This window comes from Bacillus sp. AFS017336 (assembly GCF_002555445.1).
In the GTDB taxonomy this organism is placed as follows: domain Bacteria; phylum Bacillota; class Bacilli; order Bacillales; family Bacillaceae_G; genus Gottfriedia.
Genome location: NZ_NUCO01000015.1, coordinates 84,891 through 106,249, shown reverse-complemented (window position 1 = coordinate 106,249; position 21,359 = coordinate 84,891). Strand labels below are relative to the sequence as shown.

General features: G+C 32.7%; 23 protein-coding genes and 2 other annotated features. Of the genes, 8 read left to right on the top strand and 15 right to left on the bottom strand.

Annotation, left to right across the window (positions count from 1 at the left end; all coding sequences use genetic code 11):
• Positions 1-54: 54 nt before the first annotated feature.
• The 6 genes from CN601_RS07600 to CN601_RS07575 form a co-directional block, all read right to left on the bottom strand.
• Positions 55-873: a DUF2935 domain-containing protein gene (locus tag CN601_RS07600; protein ID WP_098119472.1), complete on the bottom strand. Its 819-nt coding sequence runs from the start codon at positions 871-873 to the stop codon at positions 55-57.
• A 172-nt stretch (positions 874-1,045) separates the two neighbouring features.
• A complete protein-coding gene (locus CN601_RS07595; protein WP_098170681.1) occupies positions 1,046-1,609 on the bottom strand; it encodes an FAD-dependent oxidoreductase in 564 nt (187 codons plus the stop codon).
• 95 nt (positions 1,610-1,704) lie between these two features.
• Positions 1,705-2,079: a DoxX family protein gene (locus CN601_RS07590; RefSeq protein ID WP_098119474.1), complete on the bottom strand. Its 375-nt coding sequence runs from the start codon at positions 2,077-2,079 to the stop codon at positions 1,705-1,707.
• Between the two features lie 779 nt (positions 2,080-2,858).
• The gene (locus CN601_RS07585) at positions 2,859-3,635 is read right to left on the bottom strand and encodes an arylamine N-acetyltransferase family protein (protein ID WP_098170680.1); all 777 of its coding nucleotides are present in this window, start codon (positions 3,633-3,635) and stop codon (positions 2,859-2,861) included.
• A gap of 89 nt (positions 3,636-3,724) precedes the next feature.
• A complete protein-coding gene (locus tag CN601_RS07580; protein WP_098170679.1) occupies positions 3,725-4,141 on the bottom strand; it encodes a GNAT family N-acetyltransferase in 417 nt (138 codons plus the stop codon).
• Between the two features lie 39 nt (positions 4,142-4,180).
• Complete coding sequence (locus CN601_RS07575) at positions 4,181-4,471, bottom strand: hypothetical protein (protein ID WP_098170678.1); 291 nt, start codon at positions 4,469-4,471, stop codon at positions 4,181-4,183.
• Between the two features lie 1,050 nt (positions 4,472-5,521).
• On the opposite strand from CN601_RS07575, the gene CN601_RS07560 reads away from it, so the two are divergent.
• The 4 genes from CN601_RS07560 to CN601_RS07545 all read left to right on the top strand — a co-directional run bounded on the left by CN601_RS07560 (position 5,522) and on the right by CN601_RS07545 (position 8,234).
• Positions 5,522-5,980, top strand: coding sequence for an SRPBCC family protein (locus CN601_RS07560; protein WP_098170675.1), 459 nt, complete (start codon positions 5,522-5,524; stop codon positions 5,978-5,980).
• 32 nt (positions 5,981-6,012) lie between these two features.
• Positions 6,013-7,104 (top strand): DUF3626 domain-containing protein, encoded by a 1,092-nt coding sequence (locus tag CN601_RS07555; RefSeq protein WP_098170674.1) that lies wholly within the window; start codon positions 6,013-6,015, stop codon positions 7,102-7,104.
• A 209-nt stretch (positions 7,105-7,313) separates the two neighbouring features.
• Entirely contained in the window at positions 7,314-7,655 is a 342-nt protein-coding gene (locus CN601_RS07550) for a hypothetical protein (protein WP_098170673.1), read from the top strand.
• A 72-nt stretch (positions 7,656-7,727) separates the two neighbouring features.
• Entirely contained in the window at positions 7,728-8,234 is a 507-nt protein-coding gene (locus CN601_RS07545; RefSeq protein WP_098170672.1) for a hypothetical protein, read from the top strand.
• A gap of 116 nt (positions 8,235-8,350) precedes the next feature.
• On the opposite strand, the gene CN601_RS26900 is transcribed toward CN601_RS07545, so the two are convergent.
• The 4 genes from CN601_RS26900 to CN601_RS07530 form a co-directional block, all read right to left on the bottom strand.
• Positions 8,351-8,512, bottom strand: a complete 162-nt coding sequence (locus tag CN601_RS26900) for a DUF6366 family protein (RefSeq protein WP_172447197.1) — start codon at positions 8,510-8,512, stop codon at positions 8,351-8,353.
• 100 nt (positions 8,513-8,612) lie between these two features.
• Positions 8,613-9,071: a GNAT family N-acetyltransferase gene (locus tag CN601_RS07540; RefSeq protein ID WP_098170671.1), complete on the bottom strand. Its 459-nt coding sequence runs from the start codon at positions 9,069-9,071 to the stop codon at positions 8,613-8,615.
• 248 nt (positions 9,072-9,319) lie between these two features.
• Positions 9,320-10,192 (bottom strand): AraC family transcriptional regulator, encoded by an 873-nt coding sequence (locus tag CN601_RS07535; protein ID WP_098170670.1) that lies wholly within the window; start codon positions 10,190-10,192, stop codon positions 9,320-9,322.
• Between the two features lie 131 nt (positions 10,193-10,323).
• On the bottom strand, positions 10,324-11,535 hold the full coding sequence (locus CN601_RS07530; RefSeq protein WP_098119486.1) for a multidrug efflux MFS transporter: 1,212 nt from the start codon (positions 11,533-11,535) through the stop codon (positions 10,324-10,326).
• A gap of 199 nt (positions 11,536-11,734) precedes the next feature.
• Between CN601_RS07530 and CN601_RS07525 the strand changes: the two genes are divergently transcribed.
• The gene (locus tag CN601_RS07525) at positions 11,735-12,304 is read left to right on the top strand and encodes a TetR/AcrR family transcriptional regulator (protein ID WP_098170669.1); all 570 of its coding nucleotides are present in this window, start codon (positions 11,735-11,737) and stop codon (positions 12,302-12,304) included.
• Positions 12,305-12,436: 132 nt separating this feature from the next.
• On the top strand, positions 12,437-13,177 hold the full coding sequence (locus CN601_RS07520; RefSeq protein ID WP_098170668.1) for an MBL fold metallo-hydrolase: 741 nt from the start codon (positions 12,437-12,439) through the stop codon (positions 13,175-13,177).
• Between the two features lie 42 nt (positions 13,178-13,219).
• Here the strand turns inward: CN601_RS07520 and CN601_RS07515 are convergent, their stop codons facing one another.
• Together CN601_RS07515 and CN601_RS07510 are read right to left on the bottom strand one after the other, a co-directional pair.
• Positions 13,220-14,548 (bottom strand): amino acid permease, encoded by a 1,329-nt coding sequence (locus tag CN601_RS07515; RefSeq protein WP_098170667.1) that lies wholly within the window; start codon positions 14,546-14,548, stop codon positions 13,220-13,222.
• A gap of 59 nt (positions 14,549-14,607) precedes the next feature.
• Positions 14,608-14,831, bottom strand: a binding site (T-box leader).
• A gap of 44 nt (positions 14,832-14,875) precedes the next feature.
• Positions 14,876-15,106: a binding site (T-box leader), on the bottom strand.
• Positions 15,107-15,271: 165 nt separating this feature from the next.
• Positions 15,272-16,222: a helix-turn-helix transcriptional regulator gene (locus CN601_RS07510; RefSeq protein ID WP_098170666.1), complete on the bottom strand. Its 951-nt coding sequence runs from the start codon at positions 16,220-16,222 to the stop codon at positions 15,272-15,274.
• A gap of 90 nt (positions 16,223-16,312) precedes the next feature.
• On the opposite strand from CN601_RS07510, the gene CN601_RS07505 reads away from it, so the two are divergent.
• On the top strand, positions 16,313-16,714 hold the full coding sequence (locus CN601_RS07505) for an ester cyclase (RefSeq protein ID WP_098170665.1): 402 nt from the start codon (positions 16,313-16,315) through the stop codon (positions 16,712-16,714).
• Between the two features lie 71 nt (positions 16,715-16,785).
• Here CN601_RS07505 and CN601_RS07500 read toward each other — a convergent pair whose 3' ends face one another.
• A complete protein-coding gene (locus CN601_RS07500) occupies positions 16,786-17,484 on the bottom strand; it encodes a hypothetical protein (RefSeq protein ID WP_098170664.1) in 699 nt (232 codons plus the stop codon).
• A gap of 642 nt (positions 17,485-18,126) precedes the next feature.
• Entirely contained in the window at positions 18,127-19,404 is a 1,278-nt protein-coding gene (locus tag CN601_RS07495; RefSeq protein WP_098170663.1) for an MDR family MFS transporter, read from the bottom strand.
• Between the two features lie 288 nt (positions 19,405-19,692).
• Here CN601_RS07495 and CN601_RS07490 point away from each other — a divergent pair, with 288 nt between their 5' ends.
• Entirely contained in the window at positions 19,693-20,271 is a 579-nt protein-coding gene (locus tag CN601_RS07490; protein ID WP_098170662.1) for a DUF2087 domain-containing protein, read from the top strand.
• Positions 20,272-20,346: 75 nt separating this feature from the next.
• Here CN601_RS07490 and CN601_RS07485 read toward each other — a convergent pair whose 3' ends face one another.
• Entirely contained in the window at positions 20,347-21,216 is an 870-nt protein-coding gene (locus CN601_RS07485) for a 5'-methylthioadenosine/S-adenosylhomocysteine nucleosidase (RefSeq protein ID WP_098170661.1), read from the bottom strand.
• Between the last annotated feature and the right edge of the window lie 143 nt (positions 21,217-21,359).

Sequence of the window (21,359 nt, the reverse complement as noted above, 5' to 3'; positions counted from 1 at the left end):
AGAGGCTATCTCAAAAGTTCATCAACTTTAGAGATAGCCCTTTTTTTTCTTTATTTAATGGTCGTCCAGAACGACATTTCTGTTGGTATTTCCTGTTAGCTGCGCCTCGAACATATCAATTATATGCATAAACCGATCCGCTTCTCTAAATACATGATCTGCAAGTAGTGGATGAATAATACTCTTAATTCGGCAAGCTTCAATTAAATCGCGAGCAGTTTTCTTAAACTCTCTAAGCGATTTAACTGAAACACGGTTTTCATTAAGGAATTGGTCAAGTATCGGAACGGTTTCCGATTGCGGTCTCATTGATTCTAAGTCCACAGCCTGGTATAAAAGTTGGTCAAAATCATGGCTAAATTCTCTAGCTTGATCAACTAATTTTCTTTCTGACGGATCTAAAAGATGTCCGATAAATTTTGCATGGTCTGCCATAATTCTTAAAAAGAAAACATTCTCTTGTATAATTGCAGCTGGTAGCGGCTGAAGTTGACCATTATTCAATTCGGTTAAGCGATTTGCAAAATATGCTGCTTCTCTACTAGTATGATCAACTAATAAAGGAAAGTTATTACCAGTTATTTTACAAGTAAGAAGTAAATTAAGAATTTTTCTCTTATATGCCCAAATCATTGAAGCTGACTGATGCACCTCATTATTAAACTGTTTAATTTGCTGAGGATCCGTTTGCACTGAAAATGATTGTGCTTTATTTCCAATCGTATCGAACACATTATAAAAATGGTCTGCCTCTTGGATTAACTCTGTATCATCACAATTGAACCCTAGTTTAAGAAAAAGGGAATGCTCTTTCATGATCCTCGACCAAAACAGTATCTCATCCAAGGACCTCGCTACAAACGCATCTGACATCAGGACCCCTCCTAACTCTATTTCACTTCCCTTTCTAATATATTGATATTTAAATGAAATATTACATATACACCTTATTAAAGTGGAATTGTCTACTAGATTCCTAATAACCATAAAATCCAATAAAAAAAGCATTACTTCAAATCGAAGCAATGCAATATATTTCCATTCATTATGATTTCAAAATATCATGGTCAACGTAACGATTACCATTTAACTGGCTAATGACATTAATCGCAACTTTTGCTCCGTCACCTGCTGTAATAATTGTGTGCACGCTCGAGCCAGCAACAGTACCCGCTGCCCATACTCCCTCAATATTTGTTTTACCTGTTGAATCAACATCAAGTATAGTCTTAATGCGCGGTTCTGTACCAGTCTTTGTATTTAGGCCAATTTTTTCAGCTAATTCAACACTTAAACCTGTAGCTAAAATAACTTGATTCGCTTCATAAGTAGCCGTTTCAGTTTCAATAGTGAATGAATTTTCTGCCAGAACTATGTTTTGCACAGTTCCTTGAATAATTTCAGCACCAAATTTTCTAACTTGGTTTTTTCCTGTTTCGACTAAATCTGGGCCAGTAATTTCTGATACCCCATAATGATTTTCAATCCATGCTTTTTTCGTGATACTTTTGTCATTATCTAGGACTAAAGTTTTTTTACCAGCTTTTGCTGCAAATAAAGCAGCACTTGCTCCTGCAGGTCCGGCGCCAATAACTACGATCTCATACATTTTCAAATCGCTCCCTTTTACAGATAAGATTGATTTAGTACAGTAATACTAATTCTGCCGGCGCCTTATTTATCCCTGCAAGAATGAATAACAAATTATTTAAATCCTGGGAAATTAGAGAGATCCGAATAGTTAATCCATAATAGTACAAATCCAATAATGCCTAATAATAATATTGTAAAAGTTTGTTTAAACGAATCTTTCACTCGAATATGTGCAATTATTCCACCGATTGCTACAACTCCTAATAATAATCCACCAGCTGGGACCCAACTTGCTTCCCAAAATCCAATGATTAATGAAGCTACACCAATCAATTCCACTAATCCAGTAATGACTCTAAACCACTGTGGTAATTTCAAATGATTAAAGCTTTCAACACTAGAACTAGAACCAAAAACTTTCCCAAACCCAGCAATCAAAAACATAAGAGCTAATAAAATTTGTAATATAGTTGATAAAATATCCACTTTTTATCACCCCTTTGCTTAATATATATGCAATTTTAAAAAGAACATATTACTTTAAAATACTTATTTCACTTAAAATTTTAATTAGAACGTTTATTAAAATTGTAAAATATTGTTAAAACCCTCGATTTAACTTGCTTTCATTTTGATAATTAAAAATTGAAAAAGGTCATTTTAAGCAAAATAAAAAAGCAGTTTTACTTGCTTTCACGCTGTTGCGAAAAGAATTTGTCAATTAATCAACAATATTTTCAATGTAAAGGAAGCTGTTTGATATTGATTTCCACTACAGGATTCTCGCTTTCCATGGGGCGAGACCTGAGCCTCCTCGGCAAGCCTGCGGGGTCTCAGCCTTCCCGCTTTTCCCATAGGAGTCGAGAATCCTTCCGTTCCAATCAACTTCTTCTACAAAAAAGCTTACATCAAAGAACGTATTTATGATTCTTAATTTAGAAATAGAAATTAATTACTCAATATCTTTGACAATCTCGATAGATCCTCTATATTTAATCTAATCATTTGATTTTTTTCTTCAAAAGTTTAAAAACTAAATATTCATAGATTCTGAAAAGGATAAACCATAAATTTTGTTGTTATTCTATAAATAAACGATTAGTTAAAAACACCAATACAACATCATCAAAAGATTACTACTTAATCATCACATATTTCACTTATTGTACTTTTTAAATATTGACTTTCAACACTTTAAAATAAAAAAGCAGTTTACCTGCTTTCAAGTGTCTCGATAAAGTTCCCAAATATTTATCTACTATAATTTAAAGCCCAAAATGCTGTTTCGCTAATTCCTTATATCTTATTTCGTCAATATCCTCTTTTGTTACTACGCCGTTAACCCATTGAGTAAATGAGCTATTTGTTAATGTTTTATTCCCTTCAGCTGTAAGTTGAGTAATTAAAGGATTTTTATTGAATGGAGATTCCTCATGCTCAGCAATGATTGTTTGGATTTCATTAAATTCAGATACATCCGAAATTATGTCATTTGAATCAAAGGCGTAACCAATTCTCCAATTAGTATCTTTATGCTTTAGCTTTATTAACAATACATAATCCCCATATTCAGTGTCCTTTTTCTCAATTCGGAATTCACCATTACTTGAACTGATCAGCTCTCCAGTTAAGGGTACTGCTCTTAAAGGGAGATTTGCACCAAATCCTGTATCGACTAAATACGTTTCTTCATTATGTGTCAAAAGGATTGTGACATGTGTTCTTCCAAATGTAGGGTATTTTTGAGTTACGTTGTCATACACAACACCTCTTGATAACCTAAGGTTAAAACCATTTTCTAGTAAAAATAAATACAATAAAGAATTCAATTCATAGCAAAGTCCGCCCTCATTTTTTACTAATAATTTGCTTATTAAATTCTCTCGTGTAATTCCTTGAGTTTTATTTTTCATAATACATAGATTTTCAAAAGGAATATTTTTTGCTGTCTTTTCGAGAATTAAATCTAACTGACTAAAATTAAGTTCTTCTTGAATTTGTAATCCAATTCTTTTTCGAAACAATAAGTTAAACTCACTCATTAATTGTCCCTCCATCTCATAAATCTCTTTCATTAATATTATCATTTAAGCTAACAAAAAAATAATAAGCCACTTATGCGGCTTATTATTTATAGTCTCTTTTCAAAATAATATTGATTACATCCCTTTGGATGATCTTCAATCACTCCATAAACTTTAAATCCATGCATCTTATAAAACTCTGGGGCTTGGAAACTAAAAGTATCCACTTTAATAAGGCGGCAATCTTTTTCTATCGCAAATTCTTCCATTTGTTTGATTAACTTGCTACCAAAACCTTCGTGCCTATAATCTTCTGATACCCATAAAAATTCTATCGATAAATGATGCCAGTATATTCTACCGGTAATTCCTCCTACTATATCATCCTGATCATTTCTAATGACAAAGCTTACATTTTCAGACGGCGCATTTTTCTCAACTGGTAGGTTATTAGAATTATATTCAATTACTTTTTTTCTTATAAAATCACTATCTTCTTGCACCCATTGTTTTACTATTTTCATCATTTTTTCTCCTATTATATTTACATACTTTTTGATAAATTACTGACTTAATACTGCATATCCAAGCCATCCAACTAAAAGATAATTTGGTGAAATTAAAAGTAGCAAATACTTTGTTTTATATTTTTTATGCATCTTAAATGCCGCCAATAAATATAGAAGCGGAAATATTAATCCCCAAATAAAAAAAAGCGGTGTTGCTGCTAAATAAAGTGACATTGGTGTGAATAAAATTGTTGTAATAATTAGTAGAGAAGGTTTCTTTACTATTAATGCTACTATCGATAAAAAAATAGAGACAATTGTAAATGGCCAAAATAAGATCAGCATATTTACCTCCTAAAAACTACTTTCTCTAAAGATATCTATATTCCTTTTGAAGTTTAGTCATTCTTAAACAAGAATTAGATATAAAAAAATAAAATTTTCAAAAAATTAGAAGGTTTTAATTTTAAAAACATGGTATAATCTTCCAAAAAGGAGTGAGTTAAATATGCATGGTGACGCATTTTATTCTCTTTTTGCACTCATACCGCTTATTATTTACGTCGCACCAATCGTTTTTATTATTTGGTTTTTATTAAAATTCCTAAAGCTCCAGCAGGAGAAAAATCAAATTCTTAAAAGTATATCCGATAAGCTTGATAACTTTACTAACAATCATTCAGAATCTTAAAGAGCATTTTGCTCTTTTTTTTTTTGCTTTGTAAAAGGAGATTTATAAATTATCAGTATAAAAGACAATTTTCCCCAAAATTACAATTACTCATTCCTTATATATATAATTAATTTAATAATGAAATATTTATAGAGGTGTAAGGAAAATGTTGTTACTAAAAAAATATTTAAAGTGGATTTCTAAAAATAAAGCTAGAAGGTATGACCTTGCTGAACTACTGTCTGGGATAATTTTTGTACCTACGATGTTTATTGGACTTGAGTTGCTGCGTCCCAAGTATTCTGTATGGTTTACGTTATTAATACTGTTTTTGATAATAAATTTGTATATATTATGTGATAATTTATTTTTGGGTATTTTCGGTAAATTTAATGTTAAAATTTCAAAATGGACGATTGTTATTCCGTGGTTTTTGGTGTTCAGTTATTTTGTTTTAAGTGATTTTTAAATAAAAACAATCCTTAAACATTTTTTATCCAATATTTATAAAGGTTGATAAAAAATCGCAATTATTAGCAATGCTCTTATTCAGCTAAATCACGTTTTAGTTCAACATCACAAAGCTGCTTCGGTAGCTTTTTTTATGCAAGTAAATGGCATATTAGTTGATAAAGGAAAAATAGAGGAATATATAAATATTTCAAGTATTTGTATGTGTATGTGGTGTATTTTCACTGAATAATGGTATTGGAGGATTTTATATGAATCATATTACTACGCCTGACCTTTCATCTAGGCCCTTTGGTTTAATCGTTGAAAGATTAATGGAATCATCCCCAAATTTACTTTATGGAGCGTGGACGGATCAGTTTGATCGTTGGTGTGCAACTCCTGGTACAGTGTTAATGACAGATGAAGTCAATACGGTTTTCTTTTTCGAGACTTATTTTGAAGGAAAACGTCATCCACATTACGGAAGATTTCTAAGACTCGTACCTGATCGTCTTGTAGAGTTGACATGGGTTACTGGAGATGGAGGAACAAAAGGTGTTGAAACTGTTGTAACAGTAGAAATTGAGCCTAATGGTAACGGTACTCGATTGCGACTCACACATAAGGGTTTTCCAGATGAGGAAACAAAAAATGGACACGAAAATGCTTGGGGCTTTGCACTTGAGCACTTGGATAAGAAGATGTTGGAAAAATATAATTTAAACTAGTACTCTTATTGAAATGAAAGGAGTTAATAGTCATGGAATTGACTAATGCACAGCTATCGGCAATAGAATACATTACTAATTATTCTAGGAACTTTAAAAGTGATGCTAAAGCAACAATTAAGCACATTCTTCAAATGTCTAATGTCTCAAGTAATTTATATGAAAATGCAGTCGAAAAGCTAAAGGCTCATGCTAAGGTTGCTCTTCATTTTCACCCAGATAGACCAGTTTCCAATATGAAAAATGTTTCTGAAGCGATTCTTCAGCAAGGAGTTTATAAAAGTCAATTTGAAACATTTATATCAAATGGTAGCGTGTCCGCCTATCCTGGGGGTGAACGTGATTTATGGGAGAAAAAGATTTTTGGAGGAGCATATCAACAAAAAGGAGCAACCAATACCCAGCGTCCCAAATATGGGGCATTAAATTTAATGCTACATCCCGATGGTCCTTCACCTCGTTTTGGTTCTTGTTATTTTCTCCTATCATCAGAGGCATCACATCGTTGCACATTTACGTATTTGGATTCACACCAAGATCCAAAGGAAAAAGGCACATATAAAGAGTTTGATCTTATTTTGGCAGCTCTTTTGGAAGAGGTTTACATAAGAGATTTTGGAATCGGTGAAACAAATCTAACCCCTTCAAAATTAATTAATCATTTGCTAGTTAATCTTGAAAAACCGTTCGTGGACCCTAAAAATATGGAAGCAAACCGCAATCTTAATCACTATATTGAAGCTCAAGTTCATGGAGATATTTCGCTTAATGAGGACGTGGAAATGCTTGTAGCAGATCCATCATTCAAGAATACACCTGTAGGTATTTGCTTAGAACAAATATGCTATAAATATTCAATTGAACTTTATTGGCATATGGGGTTTGTACTTACTGTCGACGAGGTTCCCGTTGACTTTAGAGGTCCTTCTATGCCCTCCTTAGCAAAACGTATTGCATGCAATAACATTATCGATGCAAATGTGATTGGTTCTGCGGTAATGAGCTTAGAACGCAATCCTTTATCTTGGAGCGACCTGGGAACATATAAAGAAGTACTTCAAGAGCTAAAACTATTGTGGCATGTTCTAGTAAGATATGGGAAGCCCATTCGAGATTTTTCATAATATTGATTACCTAGAATACTTATTTTTGTGTAACTAACGCATGCGATTCTTCAATAGGAGATCGCTTTTTCTTATTTAACGAATTGGCAGATTAGTTGCATAAGGATTATTTGAAAATCTATGTGAAAATGGCGAAATCCCCCCAAGTTACGAATACCCGTGATGTAGATATAATTTAAGTAAACAGAAAAAAAGAAGGAGGGGTTTCATTGACCCGTAAAACCTGGTTACTTATTTTAATTTGTTGCTGCATTCTATACATTCCGCACGCAACCCCTTCGCTTGCAATTCGAACGAAGCTGATTTTCACTGGTCACCCAGTGTCGGCATTGACTTCGAAGGTTTCGATCCAAGCAAGGGAAAACAAAGGGTATCAACCGTATTTAAAAAATCATCATGCGAAGGCATACCGAATTAGTCACCCACCGTCAACAATGTCAGTCGCTGGAGCAAACATGCTTGTATATGAGGATTTCATAGTCTATAGGAAAGGTCCAATTTTCGTGGCAAAAATCCTTTACGATGAACTTATGAAGATTATGAATGTGTAATGAAAATTAAAAGAGTTATGTAACTAACTCATGCAATGGTCGTATAAGACACAGATAGAAGAAGGTGTTGAAATGAAAGTTTTTGATATTTCAATAAAGGATATTAAAAAGTTTCTAATTGCATTAGGAACTTTAACTCTCCTAGGTGGTCTTTTTTTTATTTATATTAGTAATGAGAAATTGCCCCAGCAGAACAACTTACTGGTAGTGAATGGTGTTTTTGATTGGTACCAAAAAGCCTTAAGTGATAAAGATGTGGATTCAATATATTTAAAAGATGGTTCGAATTATGATGTTCCATATCTAAGTGATAATCAATTACAGAGAAAAACCTTTATTAAAGATGTTAAGTCAGGTCAACATATTACTTTATGGGTATATAAACACACAGGTGAAAATACAGTTTTGGCAATTAAGTCAAACAATACTACTTACTTATCATTTAATGATGCGATTAACGAATTTAAAGCATCTAATAATCAATCAAAATTTCTTGGTTTATTAGCGATTCCGCTTTCTATTATATTTTTTGGTCTAAATTGGTGGATGTGTATAAGATTCAAAAAAGATGAGTATTGATAAAGGTATAATACACACTTTGACCTTTTCAAAATTTGGAATCATTTTAAAGAAAGTTTTGAAGGAATGTTATGTAACTAACTCATGCGTTAGTTGAATAAGGAATAAAATGGCTGTTAATTACCTGTGAATCTTATCAAAAGGTATATAAAGAATATAATAACCACTAATATAATCATAGGAATACAGCCTATTTTTGATATTCCATTTAAGTCACCAGACATTGAATTGTTTACTGCATCATTGAGGTTTTCAACTGGATTCTTTTTAATTTTCATAGCAACCTCCAAAAATCCATCTTGTAAATACTCTAATTACTCTTTATTCTTCTAATTTTGTTTGAGAGCGAACGCAATGCGTTAGTTACATAAGGATTATTTATTTATGGTTAATATCTAAAACTACTGCCATTTCTTTTCCAAATCGATCTCCATGATCAATGAATCCTAAACTTGAATATAAATTATGTGCTCCTAAGTTTTCAGGATGATAGCCTACAACAATTTTTTTTGCATTTGGTAGTTTAGCAATTTCATCGATCATTAACTGAGTTGCCATTTTACCTATGCCTTTTTGTTGAAAGTTCTTATCTACCATTATTCTATATATCCAATAGCCATCAAGTTCTTCCTCAATAGTATTAAACATTAAAAATCCAACTGTATTACCTTCAAATTGAATAGCAAATGGTTTTAGTGAAGATTCAAATTTCGATTGAGCAATCGAGATTGCATTTGGTTCGATGTAACTCTTCTGATCTTCGGATACCTCTAATTGACAGCATTTATACCAGTTTTCTGAATTTAACTCCACTAGTTCTATGTTTTTATCCTGCATATTTTCTCCTTCGTTTCAGTTGTTTGAGAAAGACTTGCTCTAATTATAATTTTAACAAATATTTCCAATATTTAATTGAGACATTTATACTAATTCAACTAATCTGCCATATACTGAAACAAAAATAGAGTCACCGAAGCAACTCGAGTAATTGAACTAACGCAGTCCTTTAGTTAAATAAGAGTTCCAAAGGTTGTCTAATTAGACAACCTTTTTTAGTTCAAAATCAACAATTTAATTTAAAGAGCCTATTTTTTTGAAATTGGAATCCATATCTCACTTTTAAAAGTTGGTGAAGTAATGTCCTTATGCTCATTCCATAAAATTTCGGGGCCTTCTTCTTGTTGGTAATTTGATGAAGGAAACCATTCAGAATAAATTCGTCCCCATACTTCTTGTAATGCTTCTGGGAATTTTCCAACAGCTTCGAATACTGCCCAAGTAGATGCAGTTACCTCAAGTTGTATGAATTCGTCCGGACATTTATTTGTTGTGGCAACACCAATATAATGGTCAAGTTCACCTTTTTCTTCCATCCTACTTTCAGAAAAGTTTGTTGATGCACTTATTATGCCATTCGGGTCAACATTTGAGAGTGCTTTTAATTGAGTGATATTCTCCATGGTTAAACTTTTCCACATCGAAGCAATTTCCGGATTAACCCCATTAAAAATAATCGGAACTCGCTTTTTTATACCAACGATTCGAAACGCTTCTTTTTCTTCAATTCGATAGTTCATTTCATTTCCCCCTTTAATTGATAATTGGAAGGTCATTCGTGGAAATGCTTTAAGTGAATTGCCATTAACTCTCGCTTCTGAAGGAGTTATTCCATGTAGATTTTGAAATGCTCTCGTAAACGAATCCGGAGAATTGTATCCGTATTTTAAAGCAAGATCAATTATTTTTGTGTTATGTTCTTTCAGTTCAAATGCTGCTAGTGTAAGACGGCGACGACGAATATATTCCGACAGTGAAATGCCAGCAAGAAACGAAAACATTCTTTTAAAATGAAACTCGGAACAAAAAGCCCTCCTAGAAATTTCTTTATAATCAATAGTACTTGTAAGATTTTCTTCAATATATACTAGTGCATCATTCATATTCTTAAGCAAATCCATTATATAACCTCCTTATCAATAGAATAACATTAACAAAAATAACATATCCGACATTTCATGCTAAGTTATGTAGGGTCTGAATTTACTAAAAAAGAGAGCTACCTTCCTTAAGTAGCTCCCAAAATAATGTATTACATCGATAACTTATATTCATCGTTAACATTCAACTTTTTATTTACTTTAACGTAAACCAACACTGCATTAAATAATAATAGTGCACTTGTTACAAAGAATACGTATTTTACGCCTAAATATGCTCCAATTTGGCCACCTAAAACCGATCCGACAAATACGCCTAAATAACCAGCTGACATATTTAACCCAAATACTCTACCCGTAATGGCATCTGGTGTGATTCGTTTAACTAATGTATTAACAGAAGGAGTTAATCCTGCCGTTGCTAATCCTAAAATAAATCGTAGCCCCATCAACTGCCAAGCGTTTTTTACAAAAGCTTGCGGAATAACCATCAGACCTGAAACAACCAGTGCAACAAATATAACTTTATGTGGACCAATTCGATCTGAAATCTTCCCTAATCTTGGAGCAGCTATAATACTTGCTAACCCTGATGCTGAGAATGCCATACCTGCTAATAATGCAACATGGGTAGAATGAGCAGACAACTGAGAAATATAGACTGTAATAACTGGCTCGATTGAATAAAGAGCGATTGTTAAAACAAAAAAGGTAATAAACATTGTGATCATTAAGCCTTTATCGGGAATAATATTCCATATTTCCTTCATTTTAAGCACCTTTTTATCTTGGCGAGTAAAGGATTCTTTTACAAATAATGCTGTTGTAATGAATGCAACCATGATAAGTGCACCTGTCACAAAAAATACATTTTGTAAACCTACAGTCTCTCCAATGTATCCACCAATCATAGGTCCAAGTAATGAACCTCCTATACTTGCTGTTGAAAGTGTACCTAAAGCCGATCCAGCATGCTCTTTATCAGTTTGCGTAGCGATTAAAGTAGTACATGCTGTTCCATAACCAGTGATGACACCTTGTAAAAGTCTTAAACCAATTAATATATAGACATTATGTGCAAAACCCATACAAAAAATAATAATCGACATACCAAGGCTTGCTCTTAGTAGCATTGGTTTTCGACCAAATTTATCTGCTGCCAAACCCCAAATTGGAGAAAATATTGCAGATATAATGAAGGTTACTCCAAACGCTATCCCAGAAAATTGACTAATTAGGGCAGAATTATGAACACCTAGTTTATCAATATATAGAGGTAATACTGGACCAAGTTGGCTCATTCCAATACTCGTTACGAACATCCCAAACCAACAGACAATTAGATTTCTTTTCCACAATAACATAATATCCCCCTCTCTTTTTGATAAAAATAAATCAATATAATAAGTCCCGAAAATGAGACTAATAAACAATATCTCATTAGTTTAACGATACATATAAGACTAAACTATATTTTATAGTTTGTAAATTATATAATATAGTTTACTAATTATTAACTAAAGTGTTAAACTATTTTTAGTAAAAATAAGTGGGAGTGAAAAAATGGTTCAAAAAAGAAATTTAACTAAAGAAAAAATTATTGATGTAGCTTTTCAATTGGCTAATGAAATTGGTCTTAATCAAGTTACTTTTCCGAAAATTGCAGAGAAACTAGATATTAAATATCCATCGTTATATAACCATTTCGCTAATATGGATGATTTAAAATTAAAGATGACAAATTCACTTTTAAATAAGTTAAATTCGAATTTAATGCAAAGATTAGTTGGTAAAAGCGGTGAACAAGCAATTCGAGAAATTGCTTATGTATACCGTGATTTTGCATTTGAAAATAGAACTGGTTATGGGCTTTTTATGAATATTCCAAGTACAGAAAATGAAGATGTCAAACAACTCGCTAAAGAAACAACTGGAATTATTCATCAAGTATTAGAATTTTATATTACGGACCGCACCTTACTAATTCATCAAGGTCGAGCTTTAAGAAGCATTTTACACGGATTTGTTTCAATGAACTTCCTTGGATATTTTCAGCATCCGGTAAATGTGGATGATAGCTTTGATGTTATGATTGATGACTTTATTACTTCCGTTTCAAAAATTCAAAAATAGATTCAAGTTTTTAAAGAGATATAAAAAATGTGAACACTAAGCTAAGAACCTTAAGAAATTAAGATACCTAGTTTAGTGCTCACATAAAATCAAAGGGAGGTGCGGTAAGAGCATAGCGCTTTTACCTTACAAATGAAAATAGATAAAGGTATTGAAACAATTGAATTAGTAATGAACTTTATGGGGTCAGAAAGAATTATTCATCCAACATTACTTTCGGATGATCATGAAGTAATCTTAGTAGATACAGGAATGCCAGGACAAACTGGAGAAATTCGTGAAGCGATTGAGAAAGCCGGTTTAGAATTTAACAAACTGTCTAGAATCATTCTTACACATCAAGATATAGATCATATCGGTAGCCTTACTGCAATTTTAAAAACTGCAGATCAAAACATTGAAGTGTTAGCCCATAATGAAGACAAACCTTATATTGAAGGCGACAAAACTTTTATTAAAATGAATCCTGAACGAATCGCAAAAATGATCGAATCACTTCCTGAAGAACAAGCTCAAAAAATAAAAGCGATGTTCGATATACAACTTACTGCAAAGGTTGATACTACAGTAACTGATGAAGAAGTATTACCATACGTTGGAGGAATTACTGTCATCTTTACTCCTGGACATACTCCTGGTCACATTAGTTTATATCATCATCAAAGTAAAACTCTGATTGCAGGAGATGCGCTAACTTCAGAAAATGGTGTAATCATGGGACCAAATCCAAGTAATACACCTGATATGGATACAGCTCTTGAGTCCATTAAGAAATTCACTAAATATGATATCGAAACTGTTATTTGTTACCATGGCGGAGTAGTAAATGAAAATGTAAATGCACAGCTTTTAGCATTAGCTAATTCTAACTAATTTAAAAAATAAAGGGCACCTGTATAGGTGCCCTTTGTCTATTTAATTAAGCTTGTTTTTACCTTTCATAAATGAACATAAAACTAATACGATTAAAATTCCTAAGCATACAAATATACTTAATCTATTGTCTTTACTAAAAGCAAATGCTATACAACTCACACCTAATGCAAGGACTGTGAAAGAAGTTATATATGGAAATCCCCATACTCTAAAGTGTGGCAATTTAGAATACGTTTTGCGAAGCTTTAGTTGTGCTAAACAAATGCTGATCCATACTATTGATACTGTAAACCCAGGAATCGCCATTAAATAACCAAATACGCGATCTGGAGAAAAATAAGCTACGAATGTGCCTCCAATTAAAATAATTGCACTTACAATAACCGCATAAACTGGAACACCATTTTTTGAAATTTTTGCAAAAGCTTTCGGAGCTTCCCCTTCAGTTGCTAATGAATACATCATACGTGTACAGCCATAAATACCAGAATTGGCAGCAGATAATACTGCCGTAATTAAAACAAAGTTCATAATATGAGCTGCACCGTGAAATCCAACTGTCGATAATACTTGAACAAATGGACTTTCTTGATTACCGATTTCATTCCATGGAATTAAACCGCAAATTATCAAAATTGGAAGAGTGTAGAATAAAACAATTCTCCAAATAACTCCTTTAACAACTTTTGGAATTACTTTTTCAGCGTCTTTTGTTTCTGATAAAGTCAATCCAATTAGTTCTGAACCACCATAAGAAAAAATGACTATTAATAAAGCAGAAAATACGCCAGACCAACCATGTGGTAAAAATCCTTTATGTTGAACATAGTTATGAACATAATCACTATTTCCACTTGGAATTACGCCAAATAAAATCCCTGCGCCTAACGCAATAAATAAAACAATCATTGTAACTTTAATTCCAGCAAACCAGAATTCTATTTCGCCATATCGTTTCACATTCATAAAATTAACGATCACAATAAAAATTGCACTAATAAAACTTAAAGACCATAATGACATTGAAGGAAACCAATATTGTAAAAAGCTTCCAGCTGCAATTACTTCAATCACACAAACAACTAACCACATAAAACAGTACAACCAACCGATCACAAAAGATACTCTTGTACCAAACGCTTTATGAATAAATCCTTTCATATTTAGACCAGGAAAAGCAATAGCCATCTCCGCAATCGCACTCATTACAACAAGAAGTAATAATCCAGCAAATATATAAGAAAAAATAACCGCTGGCCCCGCTATCGATACAGTTTCTGATGTTCCTTTAAAAATACCAGTTCCAATTGCTCCGCCGAGTGCCATGAAACGTATATGCCTTGGCAATAAATTTTTTTGTAATTCCATCTCTCTATCTCCTCTTTCTAGCTGTATATTTATAAAAAAACATCGCCCCTGTCACTTATGACAGGGACGATTTACACCGTGGTACCACCCTAATTGCAGATAAATCTGCCTCTTGTTTTAGTTAACGATCAATGACCGTCTTTCTCTAATAAATGTCGACCTTTATTTCGAAAAAGATGCTCCAGGATTGTAATTCATGTTTATTTTTGTACTGATTCGCACCATCCATCAGCTCTCTTAAACAGTGAAACAAACATTACTTTATTCCCTTCATTGCAGTTCATATATTAAATTTTGAATAATAAAAAAGTCCCTACTGATTTACTCAGTAGGGACGAATTGTTCGCGGTACCACCCTAGTTGCAGAATTAATCTGCCTCTTAAAATTTGATAACGATCATAATTGACCGTTTTTCCCTCAGTAAAGATACGACTTTACCTCGAAAAAAATAGCTCCAGGACCGTAATTCATCCTTATCTTTGTACTGATTTCCACCAACCATCAGCTCTCTATTACAGTGAGATAAGCACTACTTCAATACCCTTCATTGCTTAAAACTATATTAATCTACTATTAGTAACTTGGTTCTTTTTTTAATATGTTTTGTATTATAGAGGTTATTTAACAATTCTGTCAACACCTTTTTTTACTAGTTAACTCTACTTCAATTGTAAAACGTTGCTATATATAAATTGTAACCGTTTAACTTTAATTGGATTTAATCAGTCATTTTCATACCATTCCATAACTTCGGAAAGCTTTTCTCTTATACTTTGTAAAAGTTCAATTGGCTCTTTCACTTTAGCTTCTTTTCCAATTGAAATAAATAGTTGAGCGATAAAAGGTATTTCATTTTGACCAATCCAATCTTCAATAAAACCCGTTCCATCTTCTCTTACTTGTACTTTAAACCTTGGATCAATTATTGTTTCACATCTTTGAACTCCGTCCCTACTTAGCTCAACGTAAAACTTAATTAAACTCTCTTCCTTCATACTTGCTAATTTCTTTCCAAGCGATATATGTGGCAAGTTTAACGGTTCATTTTCCACATCATGACAAACAGAAAGAATTTTATCGCATCTAAATAGTCGATAATCATCACTATTAAAACAATATGCTGGACAATACCATAATCCATTGTTCGCATAAATTCCGATTGGCTGAATTTCTCGTTTCGACCTCCCTTTATACGAATCATATTCAATGCTAATCACACTTTGACTAATAGCGGTTTCTAAAAGTATTGAAAGAAATTCGGATTTCGCTTGCTTTGTAGGGATGATAAAGTCAAAACGATTTTTCATTTCATCAATTCGATTTTTCACATCAGATGGTAAATAGGCGTAAAACTTTTTCAACGCTGACTTTGACTCTGCTTCAAAGGGAAGCGTAGAAAAATGCCGCAATGCATGACTAGCAAAAAATAATGAAACTGCTTCTTCTTCAGTAAATGTAATAGGTGGCAGAACTCTTTCGTTCAACACTTGATATCCACCATGAGGACCCACTTCCGAATATAACGGCACCCCTAATTCACTTAACTCTTGCAAATCTCTTAAAATCGTTCTTGGTGACACATTAAATTCATATGCTAATTCCTTAACCGTAAACTTGCGCTTTCGATTGACAAGCATCATTAATTCAATTAATCGTTTTGATTTAGCAGACATATTTTCCCCTTTTTTGATAACTATGACAATTTTTGTCACTATTATAATCTATCATATGTCTTAAGCCAAACAAAAAAGGAGAATTTAGCAATGAAAACAATTGAACAAAATAATAAAGAATTAGTAAAAGAATTTATTGAAGTTTTTTGGAACAAGAATAACCTAGACAGTACAGCCAATTTATTATCACCTGAATACATTGATTACTCTTATGGTTCAACAGAAGGTTTAAAGCAATTCGCTAGTGTAATTTTTACAGGCTTCCCAGATAGCCATTACACGATTGAAGAAATCGTCTCTAATGAAGACACTGTCATTACAAGACTGGAATTTACAGGTACACACTCCGGATTATTTAGAGGAACCTCACCAACTGGAAATTCCGTAAAGGTTACTTTATTTAGAGAATTTAAAATCGAAAATGGGAAAATTTTATCTCACCGAGGATTATTTGATACAGCAACACTAATGAGTCAATTAATGACAAAATAAAAATATAAAGCTACCAATCATATTTAAATGATCGGTAGCTTTTTATAATCTTCTTTAGCACAAAGCTCTCATTACCTCTTCCGATTATACTTCTCAAAAGAAACTGACTGAACTTCGTATTTCTTTCCATTCCAATCATAAATTAACATCAAATTCCCGATTGCTCCTCCGCCATCCGTTGAAATCATGACGACAGCATCGGCAATTAATTTTTTCTTTTCAACAATATAATCAACTGGAACGTGTGTATATACACTATCGTCGGAAGAAGTATCTTTAAATCCTAACGATTTCAAATTAACTTTATATGTTTTTTTCTTAGTTGTAATCGTGACAATATCCCCTTTTTTCTCCATTTCAACGAGTCGCTTAACTGCCTCAGGTACTGATTCTACTGGTACTTCCTTATATTCTTCGTTTTGACCATCACTACTAATTTGCAATAAATGAATAGGATCATTGTAATTATCTAGCGAAATGATAATTTCATCCTGTCTGTCCTTGTTCAAGTCTTCACTAAACATTTTTGTACCGTACTTCCCACTTTTCCATGCTGGAAAATGATATAAAACTCCCTCATTACCAATTTGGACATCAAAATTACGATATTCTTTCCAATCAATTCGATCAGCAATAAGATATATATTTTCCTGCCAAACTTCACTCGGAATACTATTCATAACTACACGCTCAGCTGCTCGTGCACTGACAGCTGAACATGAGAATAATGTAAAAATACTAGTAAGAACTATGGTTAAATGTCTGCTCATCGAAACACCACCCTTTTTAATTAAGATGTCCAGATTAGGTAAATATAACCATTTGTTTAACTTGAACACATTCCTGAAAATTGAAGAGAATACTTTTTCTTTCATCGAGGACTTTGCTTATTTTTTGTCTTAAAGTGGGGGGTATCTATGTAGAATTTTTCATAAATTGTTGAATTTATGAGTCGTAATTTATAGAATACAAGGAAATTTCATCAATTTATGATTCAATTTAGCAAGGATTGGGCAAATTTACTAATTGTCCATTTGAAAGGTCTACTTTGAAGTCAATATTTAGTAATAATACCCTAGCCGGTATAGGTATTTTCTTAACTTAATTGCGATTCTATGGGTTTTAATTGCTGTTTTGCCAATTTTAATTGCACTTTCACTATTTTTATTTGCTGTTTTGCCAATTTTAATTGCACTTTCACTTTTTTATTTGCACTTCACCTTTTATTTGCAGTATCTCACTTCTTATTTGCACACTTCCTATTTTTATTTGCTGTTTCTCACTTCTTATTTGCACACTTTACATTCTTATTTGCACTTCGACTGATCTGCAGTTGAGCATTCACTACGCATTCAAAATTATACAAGAATAATATAAAAAGGGCTCTCAAAATGAGAAACCCTCTTTTCAAATCAAGAATTCACTTCAACTGAATGCCCTTGCTCCTGTAATACTTCTCCTTTAATTCTTCTTTCTAATGCAGGTGTAATTCTTATAAATATAAGAATTCCGATTACACCTAAGCTTGTTAAAAAGATGGTTGTTGAAAGTTTTGATAAATACGCGCTTAGTGAAACAGTCATTGAACATATAAACATCGCTAAATTGAACGATAAACCTGCAACTGCCATATATGAACTTCTTGTTTCGTCAGCTGGTAAATTAGCCATGTAATTTTGTTGTACTGGTACTCTTAAAACTTCGGCAACAGTTGCTACAAACATCACTATAAATAAAAGCAAAATGGAATTACTATATGAAATTACTGCATAACCACTTACAAATGCTATACAGCTCCAGATTAGCGTTTTTTGATCGTCCAATTTGCTTACTATTTTAGACGCAAAAAGTGCCATTACAACTACTAGAATCGTATTTTCTGTGCGAAGGAAACCAGTCATCTCGATTCCACCAAATGTCCAGTCGAATAAATGTTGTGTGTGGAAATCATTCGCTAATCGAATACTAATATAATTTGTTAATTGAAATTCCATCGAGAGTACTAGTAAGCCTGCTAGTACATAAAGGATAAAGAGCCTATCTTGAAAAACGTCTCGATAATTTGAAATCATTTTATGAGCGTGATGACCAATCGTCTTCGTTTCTGTCTTTTCAGTGACCAAACTTTCTTCAACAAAAAAGGTAATTAAAATCCATGTAACTAGCGAGGCAAATGAAAGAGCTAATAATAATTCAAAAAAATACGTTTTAAATAAAAATCCGCCAAGTATTCCACCAATTGCAATTGATAAATTATTCGACCAATACATAATCGAATACATAAGCTTTCGTTCTTCCGGTTTACTTACATCGATTAACATCGCTTGATTCGCAGGACCTGCTAGTCCCCAACAGATACTATTTAAAGTCATCATCAAGAATGTAATATGAGGAGATGTATACCATGGTGAATTACAAAACATCATCGTAATAAACGCTAGTAAACGTAATGTTTCAGCAAACACCATTGTCTTTTTTCGACCAAATTGATCTGAAAAATATCCCCCAAAAAAGTTCATTATAATTCCAATAAATACATTTACAAGTAAAAGCAAACCCGCTTGTTTTACACCAAAATGCTTTGATAAATAAATCGCCATAAATGGGAAGATCATACTTCCGATCGATGAACTTAAAAAAGATTCGAGTAATCGAATTTTTATATTTTTGTGAAACTTAAGTATCCCCATACTTATTCAACCTTTCTTTCCCCAATAAAAGAGCTTTTGTTGTACTGCTTTTAGGTCTATATTCAGGCATAAAAATTATTCGCATGAAAATTCCCTTTTTTTAAACTTTTCACTAAATTAGAATATCAGTAATTTTTGAGTATGCCAATATCAAACAATCAAACTTTTCTCCTATAAAAAAGAGAGTAATCTTCTACACCAGCTATTTATTCAACAATCGATAGTTGAAATAATAAAGTAATTAGATTATTATCTAATTAGATAATAATAAAAGTAGGTGCTTAATAAGTGCAGTTAAATAAAATTGTAGAATTCCACAAAGCTTTAGGTGACCTTACTCGTGTACGCATTATTGCTTTATTACAACAAGGTCAATTAAACGGGCAAGAAATCGCAAGTAAATTAGGTCTTAAACCCCCAACAATAACTCACCATATGACTAAACTTAGAGAAGTTGGGCTCGTTAAAGAAAGACGTGATAAAAATACAATTTATTTCTCTTTAAATACAAAAATTTTAGAAATGAGTGCTAAAGCTATTTTTACTGTAGGAACAGGGGGAGATTCCAATATGGAAATGTCAGTTACTGAAAGTGAACGAGCAAGCATTATTAATAATTTCTTTACGAAAGAAGGAAAACTTAAAGTTTACCCTGCACAACGAAAGAAAAAACTCGTCGTTTTAGAGCATATGATTAAGGGACTAGAATTTGGAAGGGTTTATCTAGAGAAAGAAATAAACGAATATTTAAAGGAATTTCATGAAGATTACGCTACGTTAAGACGAGAGCTTATCATGTGTCAGTTTATGTACCGTGAAAATAATCAATATGAATTAAACCCTGTTGAGTTATGGTGGTTAAAGTAAGGACGGGGAATAGAAATGAAAAAGCACCTTGCTAACATCTTTAATAGATGATAACAAAGGTGCTTTTATTTATTATTACTTATGTGATTGTTTAGAAATATATTGCTGAACTACTTCAACTACATACTCTTGGCATGCTTCAGCAGTCGTTGCATTGTATTGACCACCATTTGTTTTATTGTTTGATAAAACACGAATTCCTAAGAATGGTACATTATAAGCTTGAGCGATTTGAGCTGCAGCAGCACCTTCCATCTCTTCTACTGAAGTACCATAATTAGTATGGAACCATTTAATGCGATCAACTTCATTATTCCATACGTCTGCAGAACCGATAGTACCTTCTACAACTTTACCTTTAGTGTATTTATTTTTTACTGCATTAGCAGCCGCTAATAAATCTTTATTACCATCGTAAAAGCGTGGTTTTTCAGCATTTGGATCTTCACCAGCGCTACCTTCTGAAGCCATTAAGTCCATTGGTTTCCAAAGAGTTGCATCAATTCCTTGGTTTTCGTCTTTCGTTTCAGTTTTTAAAGAACCAATATTAGTTGTTTTTTGACCTAATACAATATCAAAAACGTTTAATTTTGGATCGTGGCCACCAGATGTACCTTGGTTAATAATTGCGATTGGTTTATATTTTTCAATAGCAATTGCAGTAGCAGCTGCTGTATTTTCCATACCTTTACCTGTCTTTGCTACGATAACTGGATATTTATCTAAAGTACCTTTGTAAAACACGAAGCTACCTGATTTTTCTACTTTTACATTTTTTAACTTACTTGCAAATTTTTCAGCCTCTATTGGCATTGGACCTTCAATTATAATTGGTCTTAATTCCTTAGTTTTTGCTTCTGCAATATTTGATTTAAAGTTATTACCTACAGATACAGAGATTAATAACGCACTAGCAATTCCTAATAAACCGTACTTTTTTAACATAATTTTTCCCCCTTGATGTATCACACCCGATGCTTTGGCCCAAAAAAAATGGTCTAGAAAATGCAGAACAATCTCTACCCTCTAGACCTACGTAAGTTAAAGTATAGGTAAGCAATTAATAAAACTTAAATGCTTGACACTAA